A 13015-nucleotide genomic window follows, 5' to 3' on the forward strand; every position below is an offset into this window, starting at 1 on the left:
GCGGGGCCATTCGTCCCGTGGACGCGCGAAGGGCCACGGACCGGGTGGTCCGTGGCCCTGCGCGTCGGGCTCAGTTGGCCTTGGCGTAGGCCTCGGTGACCTCGGCCGGGATACGGCCGCGGTCGGAGACCGTGTAGCCGTTGGCCCGCGCCCACTCGCGCACCTTCGCGGCGTCGCTGTTGCCGCCACCGCTGGAGCGACGGCTCGAGCGGCCCCCGCCGGTGCGGCGCCCACCGGCGCGGCGGGCGTGGCCGACCCAGGGGGCCAGCGCGTCGCGCAGCTTGGCGGCATTGTCGGTCGTGAGGTCGATCTCGTAGTTCACGCCGTCCAGGCTGAAGAGGACCGTCTCGTCCGCGGGGGTCCCGTCAACGTCGTCGATAAGAGTGACCATGACCTTCTGCACCATCTGATTCTCTTCCTGTACTTTCGGCCCGTTCGGGCCGCAGCGATGCTCGCTCCCGCTACTCCCTGCCGAATAGCGATGCGCACACACTAATTCGGGGAATCAGAATTGTCACGCTGTTCCGCAATGCCGTGATGTGCGACGGGTGAAGAGGACTTCTCCGCCTCGTTCTCGAGCTGGCGAATTGCCGCACGCTCACGACGGTCGGCGAAGAGAATCGCGCGCAGCACGACGACGAAGACGATTGCCAGGCCGATGGAGGGGATGAGTGCCACGACGTAGTCCATGGCTCCATGGTACGTGCGGGTGAAGACGGAGCCGCCTGTGGGAATCGAACCCACGACCTTCTCATTACGAGTGAGACGCTCTGCCGACTGAGCTAAGGCGGCGCGGCCCGCGCGGGGCAGCGCGGACCACTGTACCGGGGCGAGCCCCGTGGACCAAAGTCAGCAGACGAGGCCGTCCTCGGGGACGGTCCCCTCGAGGAGGAATCCGTCCACGGCCTCGGTGATGCAGTCCCCGGCGCGGCCGTAGGCGGTGTGCCCCTCACCCTCGTAGGTGACGTGGACACCGGACTCGAGCTGCTTGGCAAGCTGCTCGGACCACGCGTACGGGGTAGCGGGGTCACCGGTGGTGCCGATGACGACGATGGGCTCGGCACCGGCGGCGGTCACGGGCGCCCGCTCGACGGTGGGCTCGTAGGGCCACGCGTCGCAGGTGACGTCGCCGTAGGAGAGGGCCGGGCCGAAGGTCGGGGAGATCTCCGCGAGCTCCGCCGCCTGCTCCTGCCACTCTGCGGGACCGCCCTCGACCGGGTAGTCGATGCAGTTGATCGCGATGTTCGCCTCGTTGGAGTTCGTCGCGTAGGTGCCGTCGTCCTCCCGCTCGGCGGACAGGTCGGCGAGGAGGAGGAGCTGGGAGCCGTCCTGCTGGTTCATCGCCGCGTCCAGGGCGGAGGTGAGGAGCATCCAGTAGGCGTCGTCGTAGAGCGGCATGATGATGCCGGAGAACATGAGCGGCGCGGTGAGCTCCCGGTCGGTGCCCGTGGGCAGCGGCGTGTGGGAGGCCAGCTCGAGGAGGTCCTGCACCTGCCCGACGGCGGTGTCGACGTCGCCGCTCAGCGGGCAGTCGGAGCCGGCGAGGCAGTCCTCGGCGTAGGCGCGGATCGCCCGCTCGAAGCCCTCGGCCTGGCCGCGGACGATGTCGTCGCTGCCCAGGGAGGGGTCCATCGCGCCGTCGAGCACCATCCGGCCGACGTGCTCGGGGAAGAGCTCGGCGTAGACGGCGCCCAGGTGCGTACCGTAGGAGAAGCCGAGGTAGTCCAGCTGCGCCTCGCCGAGGACGTGGCGCAGGACGTCGAGGTCCCGGGCCGCGCTCTCCGTGTCGACGTGGGCGAGCAGCTCGCCGCTGTTGGCCTCGCAGGCCGCGGCGAGCTCGGCGGCCGCCTGGGTGAAGGCGGCGACGCCCTCCTCGGTGCTCGTGTCGTAGTCCTCGGAGCGGATCTCGTCGAGCTCGGCGTCGCTCACGCACTCCACCGGGGTGGAGGCGCCCACGCCGCGGGGGTCGAAGCCGACGACGTCGTAGCCGTCGAGGAGCTCGCCGGAGAACATCATCGAGGCGGCCTCGGCGAGCTGGATCCCCGAGCCACCCGGGCCGCCGGGGTTGACCAGGAGCGATCCCACCGGCTCGTCCCCCGCGGCGCGCCGCTTGACGGCGAGGGTGATGGTCTCGCCGTCCGGCGCGTCCCAGTCGAGGGGGACGGTGACGTCGGTGCAGTCGAAGTCGTTGCCGCACTCCTCCCACTCGGGGGACTGCTCGTAGAACGTGGCGAGCTCGGCCGGCACCTCGGGCAGCGGCTCCTCGGCGCGGGCGGTGCGTGTCTCCTCCGCCGTCGCGCCGACGTCGTCGGGCTGGTCGCCCGTGCTGCAGGCGACGAGGGCGGTGACGGTGACGAGGGCGAGGCTTGCGCGCAGGATCCGGCTCACCGGCGCCACTCTACAGACGGGCCGGACCGGCCTGCGGGCGCAGCCCGACCATCATCGCCTCGACGGCGAGCAGCGGCGCGACGTTGGCCGCGAGCCGCGTGCGGGCGGTGCCGACGGCGTCCATCCGCTGCACGGTCTGCTCGGGGCTGGAGTCGGCGGCGAGGGCCCGCACCTCCGTCTCGAGGTCGGTGTTGACGAGCGGCACGTCCGCGCCGAGCTGGACGACGAGGACGTCGCGGTAGAGGGACAGGAGGTCGACCATCGCGCGGTCGAGGACGTCGCGCTGGGCGCGGGTGGCCCGGCTCTTCTGGTTGTCCTCCATGCGCTTGACCTGCGAGCGCACCGCCGGTGGCAGGCGGGTCTCGCCCTCGGCGCCCAGCGTGCGCAGCAGCTCGGCGCGCTCGGCGGCGTCCCGCTCCTCGGTGGCGGCCTTGCCCTCGGCCTGGGCCAGCTCGACGAGGTCCGCGGCGGCCAGGACGGCGTCCCCGACCCCGCGGATGCGGCTCGGCACGGTGAGGATGGAGCGCCGTCGTTCCCGCGCCTGGGGGTCGGTGGCGAGGCGCCGGGCGACCCCGACGTGGCTCTGGGCCGCGCGTGCCGCCATGAGCGCGATCCGCGGCTCGATGCCGTCGCGGCGCACGAGCAGCTCGGCGACGTCCTCGGCCGCCGGGACCCGCAGGGAGACGGTGCGGCAGCGGGAGCGGATCGTGGCGATGAGGTCCTGCGGGCTTGGCGCGCACAGCAGCCACACCGTCCGCGGCGGCGGCTCCTCGATGGCCTTGAGCAGGACGTTGGAGGTGCGCTCGACCATGCGGTCGGCGTCCTCCATGAGCATGACCCGCCAGCGGCCCTGGGAGGGCGCCTGCTGGGCGTCGGAGACGATCGGACGCATGTCCTCGATCTTGAAGCTCACCCGATCGGTGGTGATGACCTGGAGGTCGGCGTGGGAGCCGGCGAGGGTGGTCGTGCAGCCGTGGCAGTGCCCGCAGCCCACCTCGTGCGGGTCGGTGCAGGCGAGGGCGGCGGCGAAGGCGCGGGCCGCCACCGAGCGGCCCGAGCCGGGCGGGCCGGTGATGAGCCAGGCGTGGGTCATGCCGGTGCCGCGGGAGTCGCCGCCGTCGGCGATGCCCCGGGCGGCCAGGGCGGCGGAGCGCAGCACCGCGACGGCCTCGTGCTGGCCGACGACGTCGTCCCACACGCTCATCGGGACTCCTCCAGCAGCGGCGTGAGGCGGGCGCGGACCTCGCGGTGGACGTCCTGCGGGGCGAGGGAGGCGTCGACGACGGCGTAGCGGGCCGGCTCGGCGGCCGCGAGGGCGAGGAAGCTCGCGCGCACCTCCTCGTGGAAGGCGCTCGGCTCGCGCTCGAGGCGGTCGGGCTCACCGGAGCGGCGGGCGGCGGCCGTGGCGGCGTCGAGGTCGAGGACGACCGTGAGGTCGGGGAGCAGGCCGCCGGTCGCCCAGGCGGACAGCTCGCGGATCTCGTCGTGGCCGAGGCCGCGGCCGGCGCCCTGGTAGGCGACCGAGGAGTCGATGTACCGGTCGGTGACGACGACGGCGCCGCGCGCCAGGGCGGGGCGCACGAGCGTGTGGACGTGGTGGGCGCGGTCGGCGGCGTAGAGGAGCGCCTCGGTCCGCGGGTCGAGGTCCTCGCCGTGGAGGACCTCGCGGCGCAGGGTGCGGCCCAGGTCCGTGCCGCCGGGCTCGCGGGTGAGGACGACCTCGCGGCCCCGGCTCTCGAGCCAGTCGCGCAGCAGCTCGGCCTGGGTGCTCTTGCCCGCCCCGTCCCCGCCCTCGAGGGCGATGAACAGGGGCGCTGCCTGGGTCGTCGTCACCGCCTCAGCCTAACGAGCCCCCACGACACCCCAGTCCCTCACCCACACTCCCCTCGCCGAGAGCGGGGTTGTTACTCGCCGGGGTAGACGACGCCAAGCTGGCGGCGGACCTCGTCCATCGTCCCCATGACGGCGAGGGTGTCCTCCCAGCTCATCGTCGCGGACTGCCGGCGGCCCTCGGCGACGCAGCGGGCGACCTCGGCGGCCTCGTACTGGAAGCCGCCCTCGTGGCGGGGGCGGACGGTCATCTGCTCGTCGCCGCGGCTCACGGTGAAGCTCGTCGCGCCGTAGAAGGGCCCGTCGATCGTGATGGTGCCCTCGGTCCCGCTGATGGCGGCCCGGCAGGGCGTCGCGGCCCAGAGGGTCGAGGAGCACACGGCCTGTGCCTTGGCGCCGTACTGCAGCAGCACGGTCTCCTGGCCGTCAACACCGGTCTCGGTGAGTGAGCCGGCGGCGACGACGGAGTCGGGCGTGCCGAGCAGGTCGTGGGCGAAGGACACGGGGTAGACGCCGAGGTCGAGGAGCGCCCCGCCGGCGAGCTCGGGGTTGAGCAGCCGCCCGGCGGGATCGTGGTCCAGGCGCTGCCCGTGGTCGGCGTGGAGGGCGACGACGTCGCCGATGGAGCCGCTGCGCACGAGCTCGCGGATCGCGACGACGTGCGGCAGGAAGCGCGTCCACATCGCCTCCATGACGAAGACGCCGCGGGCCTCGGCGGCCGCGAAGACCTCCCGGGCCTCGGCTGCGCTGCGGGTGAAGGCCTTCTCGACGAGGACGTGCTTGCCGGCCTCGATCGCCAGCAGGGCGTGGTCGCGGTGCTCGCTGTGCGGGGTGGCGACGTAGACGGCGTCGACGTCCTCGTCCGCGACGAGCGCGTCGTAGCCGGCGTGGGAGCGGGTGATCCCGTGCTCCTGCGCGAAGGCACCGGCCTTGGCCCCGTCGCGGGACCCGACGGCGACGACGCGGCCGCTGCTGTGGGCGGGCACCTGCCGGGCGAAGGTGCGGGCGATGCCGCCCGCACCGAGGATGCCCCAGCGCAGCGGGGGCGCGTCGAGCGGGTCGGGGGCGGAGGTCAGCTCGAGCGTCGAGGTCATGGGAGGAGGTTAGCGGCCCCCGTCGACCTCTCTCATCGGGTCGTAGCCGTACCGGGCGGCCGGGCTGTCCGGGCCGATCGTCGAGGCGCCGCCCTGGGCGGTGAGGTCCGAGGCGCGCCGGTGCCGCTGGCTCGCGCCCCGCTGCAGCAGGACGACGCCCACCGTCTGGCCGACGGCGAGGGCGGCGACCACGCCGATGAAGACCCCGAAGGGCACGACCTCGAAGACCCACAGGAGCACGGTGGTGGCGAGCACGACGCCGCTCACCGTCGCCATGACGAGGAAGTGCCGCGGGTTGATGCTCGGCTGCGGAGTCGGGGGCATCTCAGGCCTTCTTCTTCGCGGGCGCCTTCTTGGCCGCCGGCTTGCGGGTGGGCGTCTTGCGAGTCGTCGTCTTCTTGGCCGGCCCCTTGGCGCGCTTCTCGGCGAGCAGCTCGTAGGCGCGCTCGGGGGTGACGGTCTCGACGTCGTCGTCCTTGCGGAGGGTGGCGTTCGTCGTCCCGTCGGTGACGTACGGGCCGAAGCGGCCGTCCTTGACGACGACGGGCTTGCCGCTCACCGGGTCCTCGCCGAGCTCGCGCAGCGGCGGCTTGGCGGTGGCCCCGCGGCCGCGCTTGGGCTGCTTGTACAGCTCGAGGGCCTCCTCGAGCGTGATCTCGAAGATCTGGTCCTCGCCCTCGGGGAGGGTGCGGGAGTCGGTGCCCTTCTTGAGGTAGGCGCCGTAGCGGCCGTTCTGGGCGGTGATCTCCTCACCGGACTCGGGGTCGGTGCCGACGACGCGCGGCAGCGACAGCAGCCGCAGCGCGTCCTCCAGGCTCACGGTCTCCAGCTGCATCGTCTTGAACAGCGAGGCTGTGCGCGGCTTCGGCGCGGCCTTCTTCCTCGCCGGCTTCTTGGCGCCCTCGGCGGCGGGCGCCTCCTTCGGCTCGGGCAGCACCTCGGTGACGTAGGGCCCGTAGCGGCCGGTCTTGGCGATGATCGTGTGACCGGTCTCCGGGTCGGTCCCCAGCTCGCGCCCGTCCTCCGCGCTGGCGGCGAGCAGCTCGCGGGCCTTCTCGACGGTGAGCTCGTCGGGAGCGACGTCGTCGGGCACGGAGGCGCGCTTGCCCTCCTCCTCGCTCGACTCGAGGTAGGGGCCGTAGCGGCCCACGCGCAGCGTGATGCCCTCGCCGATGTCGATGCTGTTGACGGCGCGCGCGTCGATGTCGACGAGGTTCTCGACCTGCGTGCGCAGCCCCTCCCGCTCCCCCTCCCCACGGTAGAACCGGGCGAGCCACTGGACGCGGTCCTCCTGGCCGGCGGCGATCTGGTCCAGGTCGCCCTCCATCGCGGCGGTGAAGTCGTAGTCGACGAGCCGGGGCAGGTACTCCTCCAGCAGCCGGACCACCGAGAAGGCGAGCCAGGTCGGCACGAGGGCCTGACCACGGCGCTCGACGTAGCCGCGGTCGGTGATGACGGAGATCGTCGCCGCGTAGGTCGAGGGCCGGCCGATGCCGCGCTCCTCGAGCGCCTTGACGAGGCTCGCCTCGGTGTAGCGCGGCGGCGGGGTGGTCTCGTGGCCCTCGGCGCGCACGGACTCGGTGCCGACCGGGTCGCCCTCGGCCAGCTGCGGAAGCCGGGTCTCCTTGTCCTGCGCGCCCGACTCGTAGCGCTCGGCGTCGCGGCCCTCCTCGTAGGCGGCGAGGAAGCCGCGGAAGGTGATGACGGTGCCGGAGGCGCTGAGCTCGGCCTGCCGGGTGCCGTCTGCGAGCGCCGCCTCGGCCCGCAGGCGGACGGTCGCGGTGGAGCCGGTGGCGTCGGCCATCTGCGAGGCGACGGTGCGCTTCCAGATGAGCTCGTAGAGGCGGAACTGCGCGCCGGTGAGCTGGCCGGCCACCTGGCCGGGGGTTCGGAAGGAGTCACCGGCGGGGCGGATGGCCTCGTGGGCCTCCTGCGCGCCCTTGGACTTCTGCGCGTAGAACCGCGGCTTGGCCGGCACGTACTCCGCGCCGTACAGCTCCGTCGCCTGCGCCCGGGCCGCCGCGATCGCCTGCTGCGACAGCGCCGAGGAGTCGGTACGCATGTAGGTGATGAAGCCGTTCTCGTACAGCCCCTGCGCGGTGCGCATCGTCTCCCGGGCGCTCATCCGCAGCTTGCGGCTGGCCTCCTGCTGGAGCGTGGAGGTGGTGAACGGCGCCGCCGGACGGCGGGTGTAGGGCTTGGTCTCCATCGAGGCGACCCGGGCCGGCGCCTGCTCGAGGGCCTCGGCCAGCGCGGTCGCCGTCGCCTCCTCGAGGTGGACGACGCCGCCCTTGCGGGCGGCGGCCGTCAGCTGGCCGTCGTCGCCGAAGTCACGGCCGGTGGCGACCTTCGCGCCGTCGAGCGCGACGAGACGCGCCTCGAAGGGGCGGGTGCCGCCGCCGTCGTCGCCGGTGAAGGTGCCCTTGACGTCCCAGTAGGACGCGGCGCGGAAGGCCATCCGCTCGCGCTCCCGCTCGACGACCATCCGCGTGGCGACGGACTGGACGCGCCCGGCGGAGATGCGGGGGCGCACCTTGCGCCACAGGAGCGGGGAGACCTCGTAACCGACGAGGCGGTCGAGGATGCGGCGCGCCTCCTGGGCGTCGACGAGACGCTCGTCGAGCTCGCGGGTGTTCTCCAGCGCGCGGGTGATGGCCTCCTTGGTGATCTCGTGGAAGACCATCCGCTTGACCGGCACCTTGGGCTTGAGGACGTCGAGGAGGTGCCAGGCGATTGCCTCCCCCTCGCGGTCCTCATCGGTGGCGAGGTAGAGCTCGTCGGCCTCCTTGAGCGCGCGCTTGAGCTCGGTGACCTTCTTCTTCTTGTCGGCGTCGACGACGTAGTAGGGCTCGAAGTCGCCCTCGACGTCGATGGCGAACTTCCCGAAGGGGCCCTTCTTCATCTCCGCGGGCAGCTCGGAGGGCTGAGGCAGGTCGCGGATGTGTCCGACGCTGGCCTCGACGTCGAACTCCGGCCCGAGATATCCGCCGATGGTGCGCGCCTTCGCGGGCGACTCGACGATCACGAGCTTGCGGGAACCTGTCACCGCCTACCTTCCTTCTGTCCACAGGGGCGTGTCGGGGTGACGGTACCCGATGGGGCTGGCGAGCGTCGGTGTCAGCTCGGCCGGGGCAGGCCCAGGCGGGTGCGCACCCCGGGGGAGAAGTGGACGAGCGGGGCGCCGGCCGGCGGGGGCAGCCCAGCCGCCCGGAGCAGCCCCTCGGCATCGACGACGACGGCGCGCGCCTCGTGCAGCGGCCAGTCCGTGTGCTCCACGGGGACCTGCCACAGCCGGCCCAGCCGCAGCGTGAAGGCCCACCAGCGGGCGGTGAGGAAGACGGTGAGCGCGTCGGGACTGGCGATCGGTTCACCGGTCTCGACCTCGACGCGCAGCCGGACCGGCGCGCGCCAGGGCACGAGCCGGTCGCTGCGGTAGCGGACCGTGCCGGGTACCGCGCCGTCGACGTGCCCGCGGCACCAGAGGTACGGCAGGCCGAGGACTCGCGCCGCGGCGACGATCCACAGCCGCGCCGCGTCGAGGGAGAAGAACCAGACGCCCCTCGTCCCGTTGGCGTGGCGCACGTAGGTGCGGCAGTTGAGCTCGGGGAAGGAGGAGAGGTGCGGCAGCGGCGGCAGGCCCGGTGTCCGGACGGCGTCCATCCGGAAGGGGACGACACCCACCCAGGCCCGGCCGTCGACCGTCTCGACTCTCAGGCCCTCGGGCAGCAGCGCCTGCACGACCTCCGGCGGATAGGACCAGTGGAGGAAGGTGAGGTCACGCCACCCCTGGAGGTTGACCGCCCGGAACGTGTGCGGGCGCGGCAGGTCCATGCGGCGAACGTACTCCCTGCGGGAGGCCTCCCCCGCTGCCCCTGCCGCGCCACCGCACGTGAGAACGCCGAGCGCGCCCGGTGTGCCACCCGCGCTCGGCGCTCTCCCCTGCGCTCGTTCAGGTGGAGGCAGGCTCGGGGACCAGGAAGCCGTCGAGGAGCAGGTCGCGGACGGCGGGGAGGACCTCGGCGGCGACGGCGTCGGCGGGCTGGTCGAGGACGACGGCGAGCCCACCGACGATCTGGCCGACCGTGAGCTCGCCGTCGCAGGCGCCGACGGCCCCGGCGACGAGCGAGCCCGGCTGCACGGTGCGCCCGAAGCCGCCGCCCTGGCGCAGCAGGAGCACGCGCGGGTCGGGCTCCCCGGGGCGCAGGTGGCGCTCCTCGGTGACGTCCTCGGCCGCGCGCAGCCGCTGCTCCGCGAGCGCGGCGTCGTCGGTCGCCGCGAGCCACTCCTGGGTGGCCAGCACCTGGGCGAGGTGCCCGCCGAGCGGTCCCTGGAGGGGTGCGGTGAGCTCCTCGACGCGCCGCCAGGCCGGGCGCGAGCCGTCCGCGGGCCGGCGCAGCAGGAGGTAGCCGAAGCCGACCGCCTCGACACCGCGCGCGGCGAAGTCGTCGAGCCACGCGGCCAGGGCCGCATCGAAGAGCTCGGTGCCGGGCCGCAGGCCGCCGTCGCGCAGCCAGGTGTGGGCGTACTCGGCGGGGTCCTGCACCTCGCGCTGGACCACCCATCCGTCGGTGCCGGCCGCCTCGAGCCAGCCGCTCACCCGCTCGCGCCAGTCCTCACCCGCGTGGTGCTCCCAGTTGCCCAGGAGCTGGGCCACGCCGCCCGGGGCGAGGTGCTCGCCGAGCCCGGAGACGAGGTCGGCGACGAGCGAGTCGCCGGGCATCGCGCCGTCGCGGTACTCCATGACGGGCAGGCCCGCGGCGTGGGCCGCGGGCGGGGTGATGACGAAGGGCGGGTTGGACACGACGAGGTCGAAGCGCTCCCCGGCCACCGGCTCGAGCAGCGAGCCCTCGCGCAGCTCGACCGGCGTCCCGGCGAGGGCCGCGTTGAAGGCGGCGAAGTCGAGGGCGCGGCGGGAGATGTCGGTGCCGAGGACGTGGTCGGCGTGCCGGGTCGCGTGGAGTGCCTGGATGCCGCAGCCGGTGCCAAGGTCGAGGACCCGCGCGCGGTGGTCGCGCACCGTGATGCGGGCGAGCGTGAGGGAGGCGCCCCCGATCCCGAGGACGTGGTCGGCGTGCAGGCTGCGGCGCGTGGCGAGCTCCCCGAGGTCGGAGGCGACCCACCAGCGGGCCTCCCCGGCTGCGTCGGCCGCCTCGTAGGGGCGCAGGTCGACGGCGGCGCGCACCTCGTCGGCACCGTCCTCCCCCGCCGGGGTGACGAGCCCGACGGCGGTGGCTCCCGCCGTCGTCGTGCGCGGGAGGGCGGTGTCGAGCGCTGTGCGGGTGATCGGCTCGCCGAGGAGGAAGAGGCGGGCGAGGACGGCGGCGGGGTCGCTCGCGCCCTCGGTGGCGCGGCGGGCGGCGACCGGCTCCTCGCGCTGGAGGGCGGCCGCGGCGACCGGTCCGAGCGCCTCCTGGACGGCCGCGAGGGTGTAGCCGGCGGCGAGGTCGGAGCGCAGCCCGTCGGCGAGGTCGGCGGGCAGGCGGGGAGGACGAGGGCTCGGCATGGTCCCGAGGGTACGGGGGTGTCCCGTGTCACAGGCGGCCGCTAGCCTCGTCAGCGTCTGCCCACGGCGCGCCGGACCGGTCCCGGGGCAGCACGTCCACACCGACCCGGAAGGACCACATGCGCACACGCAGGGCAGTTCCCGCCGCGACCACGGCGGCCGTCCTCCTGGCAGCGGCGGCAGCACCCGCCGTCGGCCAGCCCACCGACCCGGACCGGCTCGAGCTCACGCTGCTGGCCACCACTGACGTCCACGGTCACGTCTACGACTGGGACTACTTCCGCAACGCCCCCTTCCCCGCCGACGACTCGCTCGGGCTCACTCGCGTCGCGAGCGCCGTCGCGGAGGTGCGCGCCGAGAGGGGCGAGGAGTCCGTCCTCCTCCTCGACAACGGCGACGCGATCCAGGGCACGCCGCTCACCTACTACTACGGCATGGGCGCGGGCCGGCAGTCCGTCCTCGCTGACGAGGTCACTCATCCCATGGCCACCGCCTTCAACGCCCTGGACTACGACGTCCAGGTCGTCGGCAACCACGAGTACAACTACGGGCTCGACCTCCTGTCCGCGTACGAGGACGACCTCGACGCCCCGCTGCTCGGGGCCAACGTCATCGACGTCGGGACCGGCGAGCCCTACCACCAGCCCTACGAGCTCGTGAACATGAGGATCGACGGTGAGGACGTGACCGTCGGCGTCCTCGGCCTCGTCACCCCCGGCGTGCGGGTGTGGGACAAGCAGCACGTCGAGGGCGTGCTCGAGTTCCAGGACATGGTGACGGCGGCCGAGCGGTGGGTGCCGGAGGTGGAGGCGCTCGCCGACGTCGTCGTCGTCATCGCGCACACCGGCGACGGCAACGTGAGCGACGAGGACTACGACCGCACGGCGCTGCACGAGGACGTCACCGGGAACATCGCCCGGCAGGTGCCCGGCATCGACGTCATCGTCGCCGGCCACACCCACCAGGACGTGCCCGAGCGGCTCTTCACGAACGTCGCGGGTGAGCAGGTACTCATGACCCAGCCCGACTACTGGGCCCGCTCGGTCACCGAGACCACGCTCGCACTCGTCCCCGGCGCCGCGGGCGGCTGGGAGGTCGACTGGAGCGAGGGCGTCGCGCCGACGGCGCAGGCCCGTCGCGGCACCGAGTACGCGGAGGACGAGGGGCTGCGCGAGCTGCTCACCGAGGCGCACGGGACGACGGTCGAGTACGTCAACACCCCGGTCGCGGAGTCGGTGACCGAGCTGCTGGCCGAGACGTCCCGCTACGAGGACACTCCGATCATCGACTTCATCAACCACGTGCAGCAGACGACCGTCGAGGCCGCACTGCCCGAGGGAGAGCGCGCAGGGCGGACGGTCATCTCCCAGGCCTCACCCTTCTCCCGCACGGCCGTCTTCCCCGAGGGGGAGGTGACGATCGCCGACATCGCGGGCCTGTACATCTACGAGAACACTCTCTCGGCGGTGGTCCTCACCGGTGCCGAGCTGCGCGACTACCTCGAGTACTCGGCCCGGTACTTCAACCGGGTCGAGGAGGGCGCGGAGTTCGACCCTGCGACGGGCACGAACGCCGTCTACCCGGACCGTCCCGAGGGCGTGCCGGACTACAACTACGACGTCATCTCCGGCCTGGACTACGTCATCGACGTCTCCCAGCCGGTCGGTGAGCGCATCGCCAGCCTCACCTACCCGGACGGCACGCCGGTGGGTGCGGACGACGAGTTCGTCATGGCGGTGAACAACTACCGCCAGAGCGGCGGCGGTGCCTTCCCGCACGTCGCGGACGCCGAGGTCGTGTACGACGAGCGCCTGGAGATCCGCCAGCTGCTCATCGAGTGGGCCCAGGAGCGCGGGGTCATCGACCCGGACGACTTCTTCGTCGAGAACTGGCAGCTCGTCACCGCGCCGCTCCCCGCCCCGGAGCCGACGACGCCCGGTGAGCCGACCGAGGAGCCCACGGAGGAGCCGACCACCGCGGAGCCGACGACGGCCCCCGCGGGCCCCGACGCGACGACCCCGCCGCCCGCGGCCGGCCCCGGCAGCCTGCCGAACACCGGCGCCCCGGTGGCCGCGCTCGCCGGCCTCGCCCTGCTCGCCCTCACCGCCGGCGCCGCCCTCCTCGCCCGCCGCCGGCCGGGCGCATAGGCACGCCGCCCCCTCCCCCACTCCCCCGTCGGGAGCGGAACTGTGACCGCAAC

General features: G+C 73.5%; 11 protein-coding genes and 1 tRNA gene. 1 reads left to right on the forward strand and 11 read right to left on the reverse strand.

Annotation, left to right across the window (positions count from 1 at the left end):
* Positions 1-70: 70 nt before the first annotated feature.
* The 11 genes from AA0005_RS00495 to AA0005_RS00545 form a co-directional block, all read right to left on the reverse strand.
* Entirely contained in the window at positions 71-406 is a 336-nt protein-coding gene (locus AA0005_RS00495; protein ID WP_413451485.1) for a histone-like nucleoid-structuring protein Lsr2, read from the reverse strand.
* Between the two features lie 86 nt (positions 407-492).
* Entirely contained in the window at positions 493-690 is a 198-nt protein-coding gene (locus tag AA0005_RS00500) for a hypothetical protein (protein ID WP_413451486.1), read from the reverse strand.
* A gap of 29 nt (positions 691-719) precedes the next feature.
* A tRNA-Thr gene (locus AA0005_RS00505) sits at positions 720-792 on the reverse strand.
* Positions 793-849: 57 nt separating this feature from the next.
* Positions 850-2388 carry an alpha/beta hydrolase gene (locus tag AA0005_RS00510; RefSeq protein WP_413451487.1) on the reverse strand — a complete coding sequence of 513 codons (1539 nt, stop codon included), beginning with the start codon at positions 2386-2388 and terminating at the stop codon, positions 850-852.
* A 10-nt stretch (positions 2389-2398) separates the two neighbouring features.
* Entirely contained in the window at positions 2399-3592 is a 1194-nt protein-coding gene (locus AA0005_RS00515; RefSeq protein ID WP_413451488.1) for a DNA polymerase III subunit delta', read from the reverse strand.
* On the reverse strand, positions 3589-4221 hold the full coding sequence (gene tmk, locus AA0005_RS00520; protein WP_413451489.1) for a dTMP kinase: 633 nt from the start codon (positions 4219-4221) through the stop codon (positions 3589-3591). The genes AA0005_RS00515 and tmk overlap by 4 nt, the downstream gene beginning before the upstream one ends.
* 71 nt (positions 4222-4292) lie before the next feature.
* Positions 4293-5312, reverse strand: coding sequence for a Gfo/Idh/MocA family protein (locus AA0005_RS00525; protein ID WP_413451490.1), 1020 nt, complete (start codon positions 5310-5312; stop codon positions 4293-4295).
* Between the two features lie 9 nt (positions 5313-5321).
* A complete protein-coding gene (locus AA0005_RS00530; protein WP_413451491.1) occupies positions 5322-5636 on the reverse strand; it encodes a hypothetical protein in 315 nt (104 codons plus the stop codon).
* Position 5637: 1 nt separating this feature from the next.
* Positions 5638-8358, reverse strand: a complete 2721-nt coding sequence (gene topA, locus AA0005_RS00535) for a type I DNA topoisomerase (RefSeq protein ID WP_413451492.1) — start codon at positions 8356-8358, stop codon at positions 5638-5640.
* Positions 8359-8429: 71 nt separating this feature from the next.
* Positions 8430-9143 (reverse strand): YqjF family protein, encoded by a 714-nt coding sequence (locus AA0005_RS00540; RefSeq protein ID WP_413451493.1) that lies wholly within the window; start codon positions 9141-9143, stop codon positions 8430-8432.
* A gap of 118 nt (positions 9144-9261) precedes the next feature.
* Positions 9262-10815 carry a methyltransferase gene (locus AA0005_RS00545; protein ID WP_413451494.1) on the reverse strand — a complete coding sequence of 518 codons (1554 nt, stop codon included), beginning with the start codon at positions 10813-10815 and terminating at the stop codon, positions 9262-9264.
* 119 nt (positions 10816-10934) lie between these two features.
* On the opposite strand from AA0005_RS00545, the gene AA0005_RS00550 reads away from it, so the two are divergent.
* Complete coding sequence (locus AA0005_RS00550) at positions 10935-12962, forward strand: bifunctional metallophosphatase/5'-nucleotidase (RefSeq protein ID WP_413451495.1); 2028 nt, start codon at positions 10935-10937, stop codon at positions 12960-12962.
* The last annotated feature ends 53 nt before the right edge of the window (positions 12963-13015 follow it).

This window comes from Georgenia phoenicis (genome assembly GCF_047302425.1).
Classification (GTDB): domain Bacteria; phylum Actinomycetota; class Actinomycetes; order Actinomycetales; family Actinomycetaceae; genus Oceanitalea.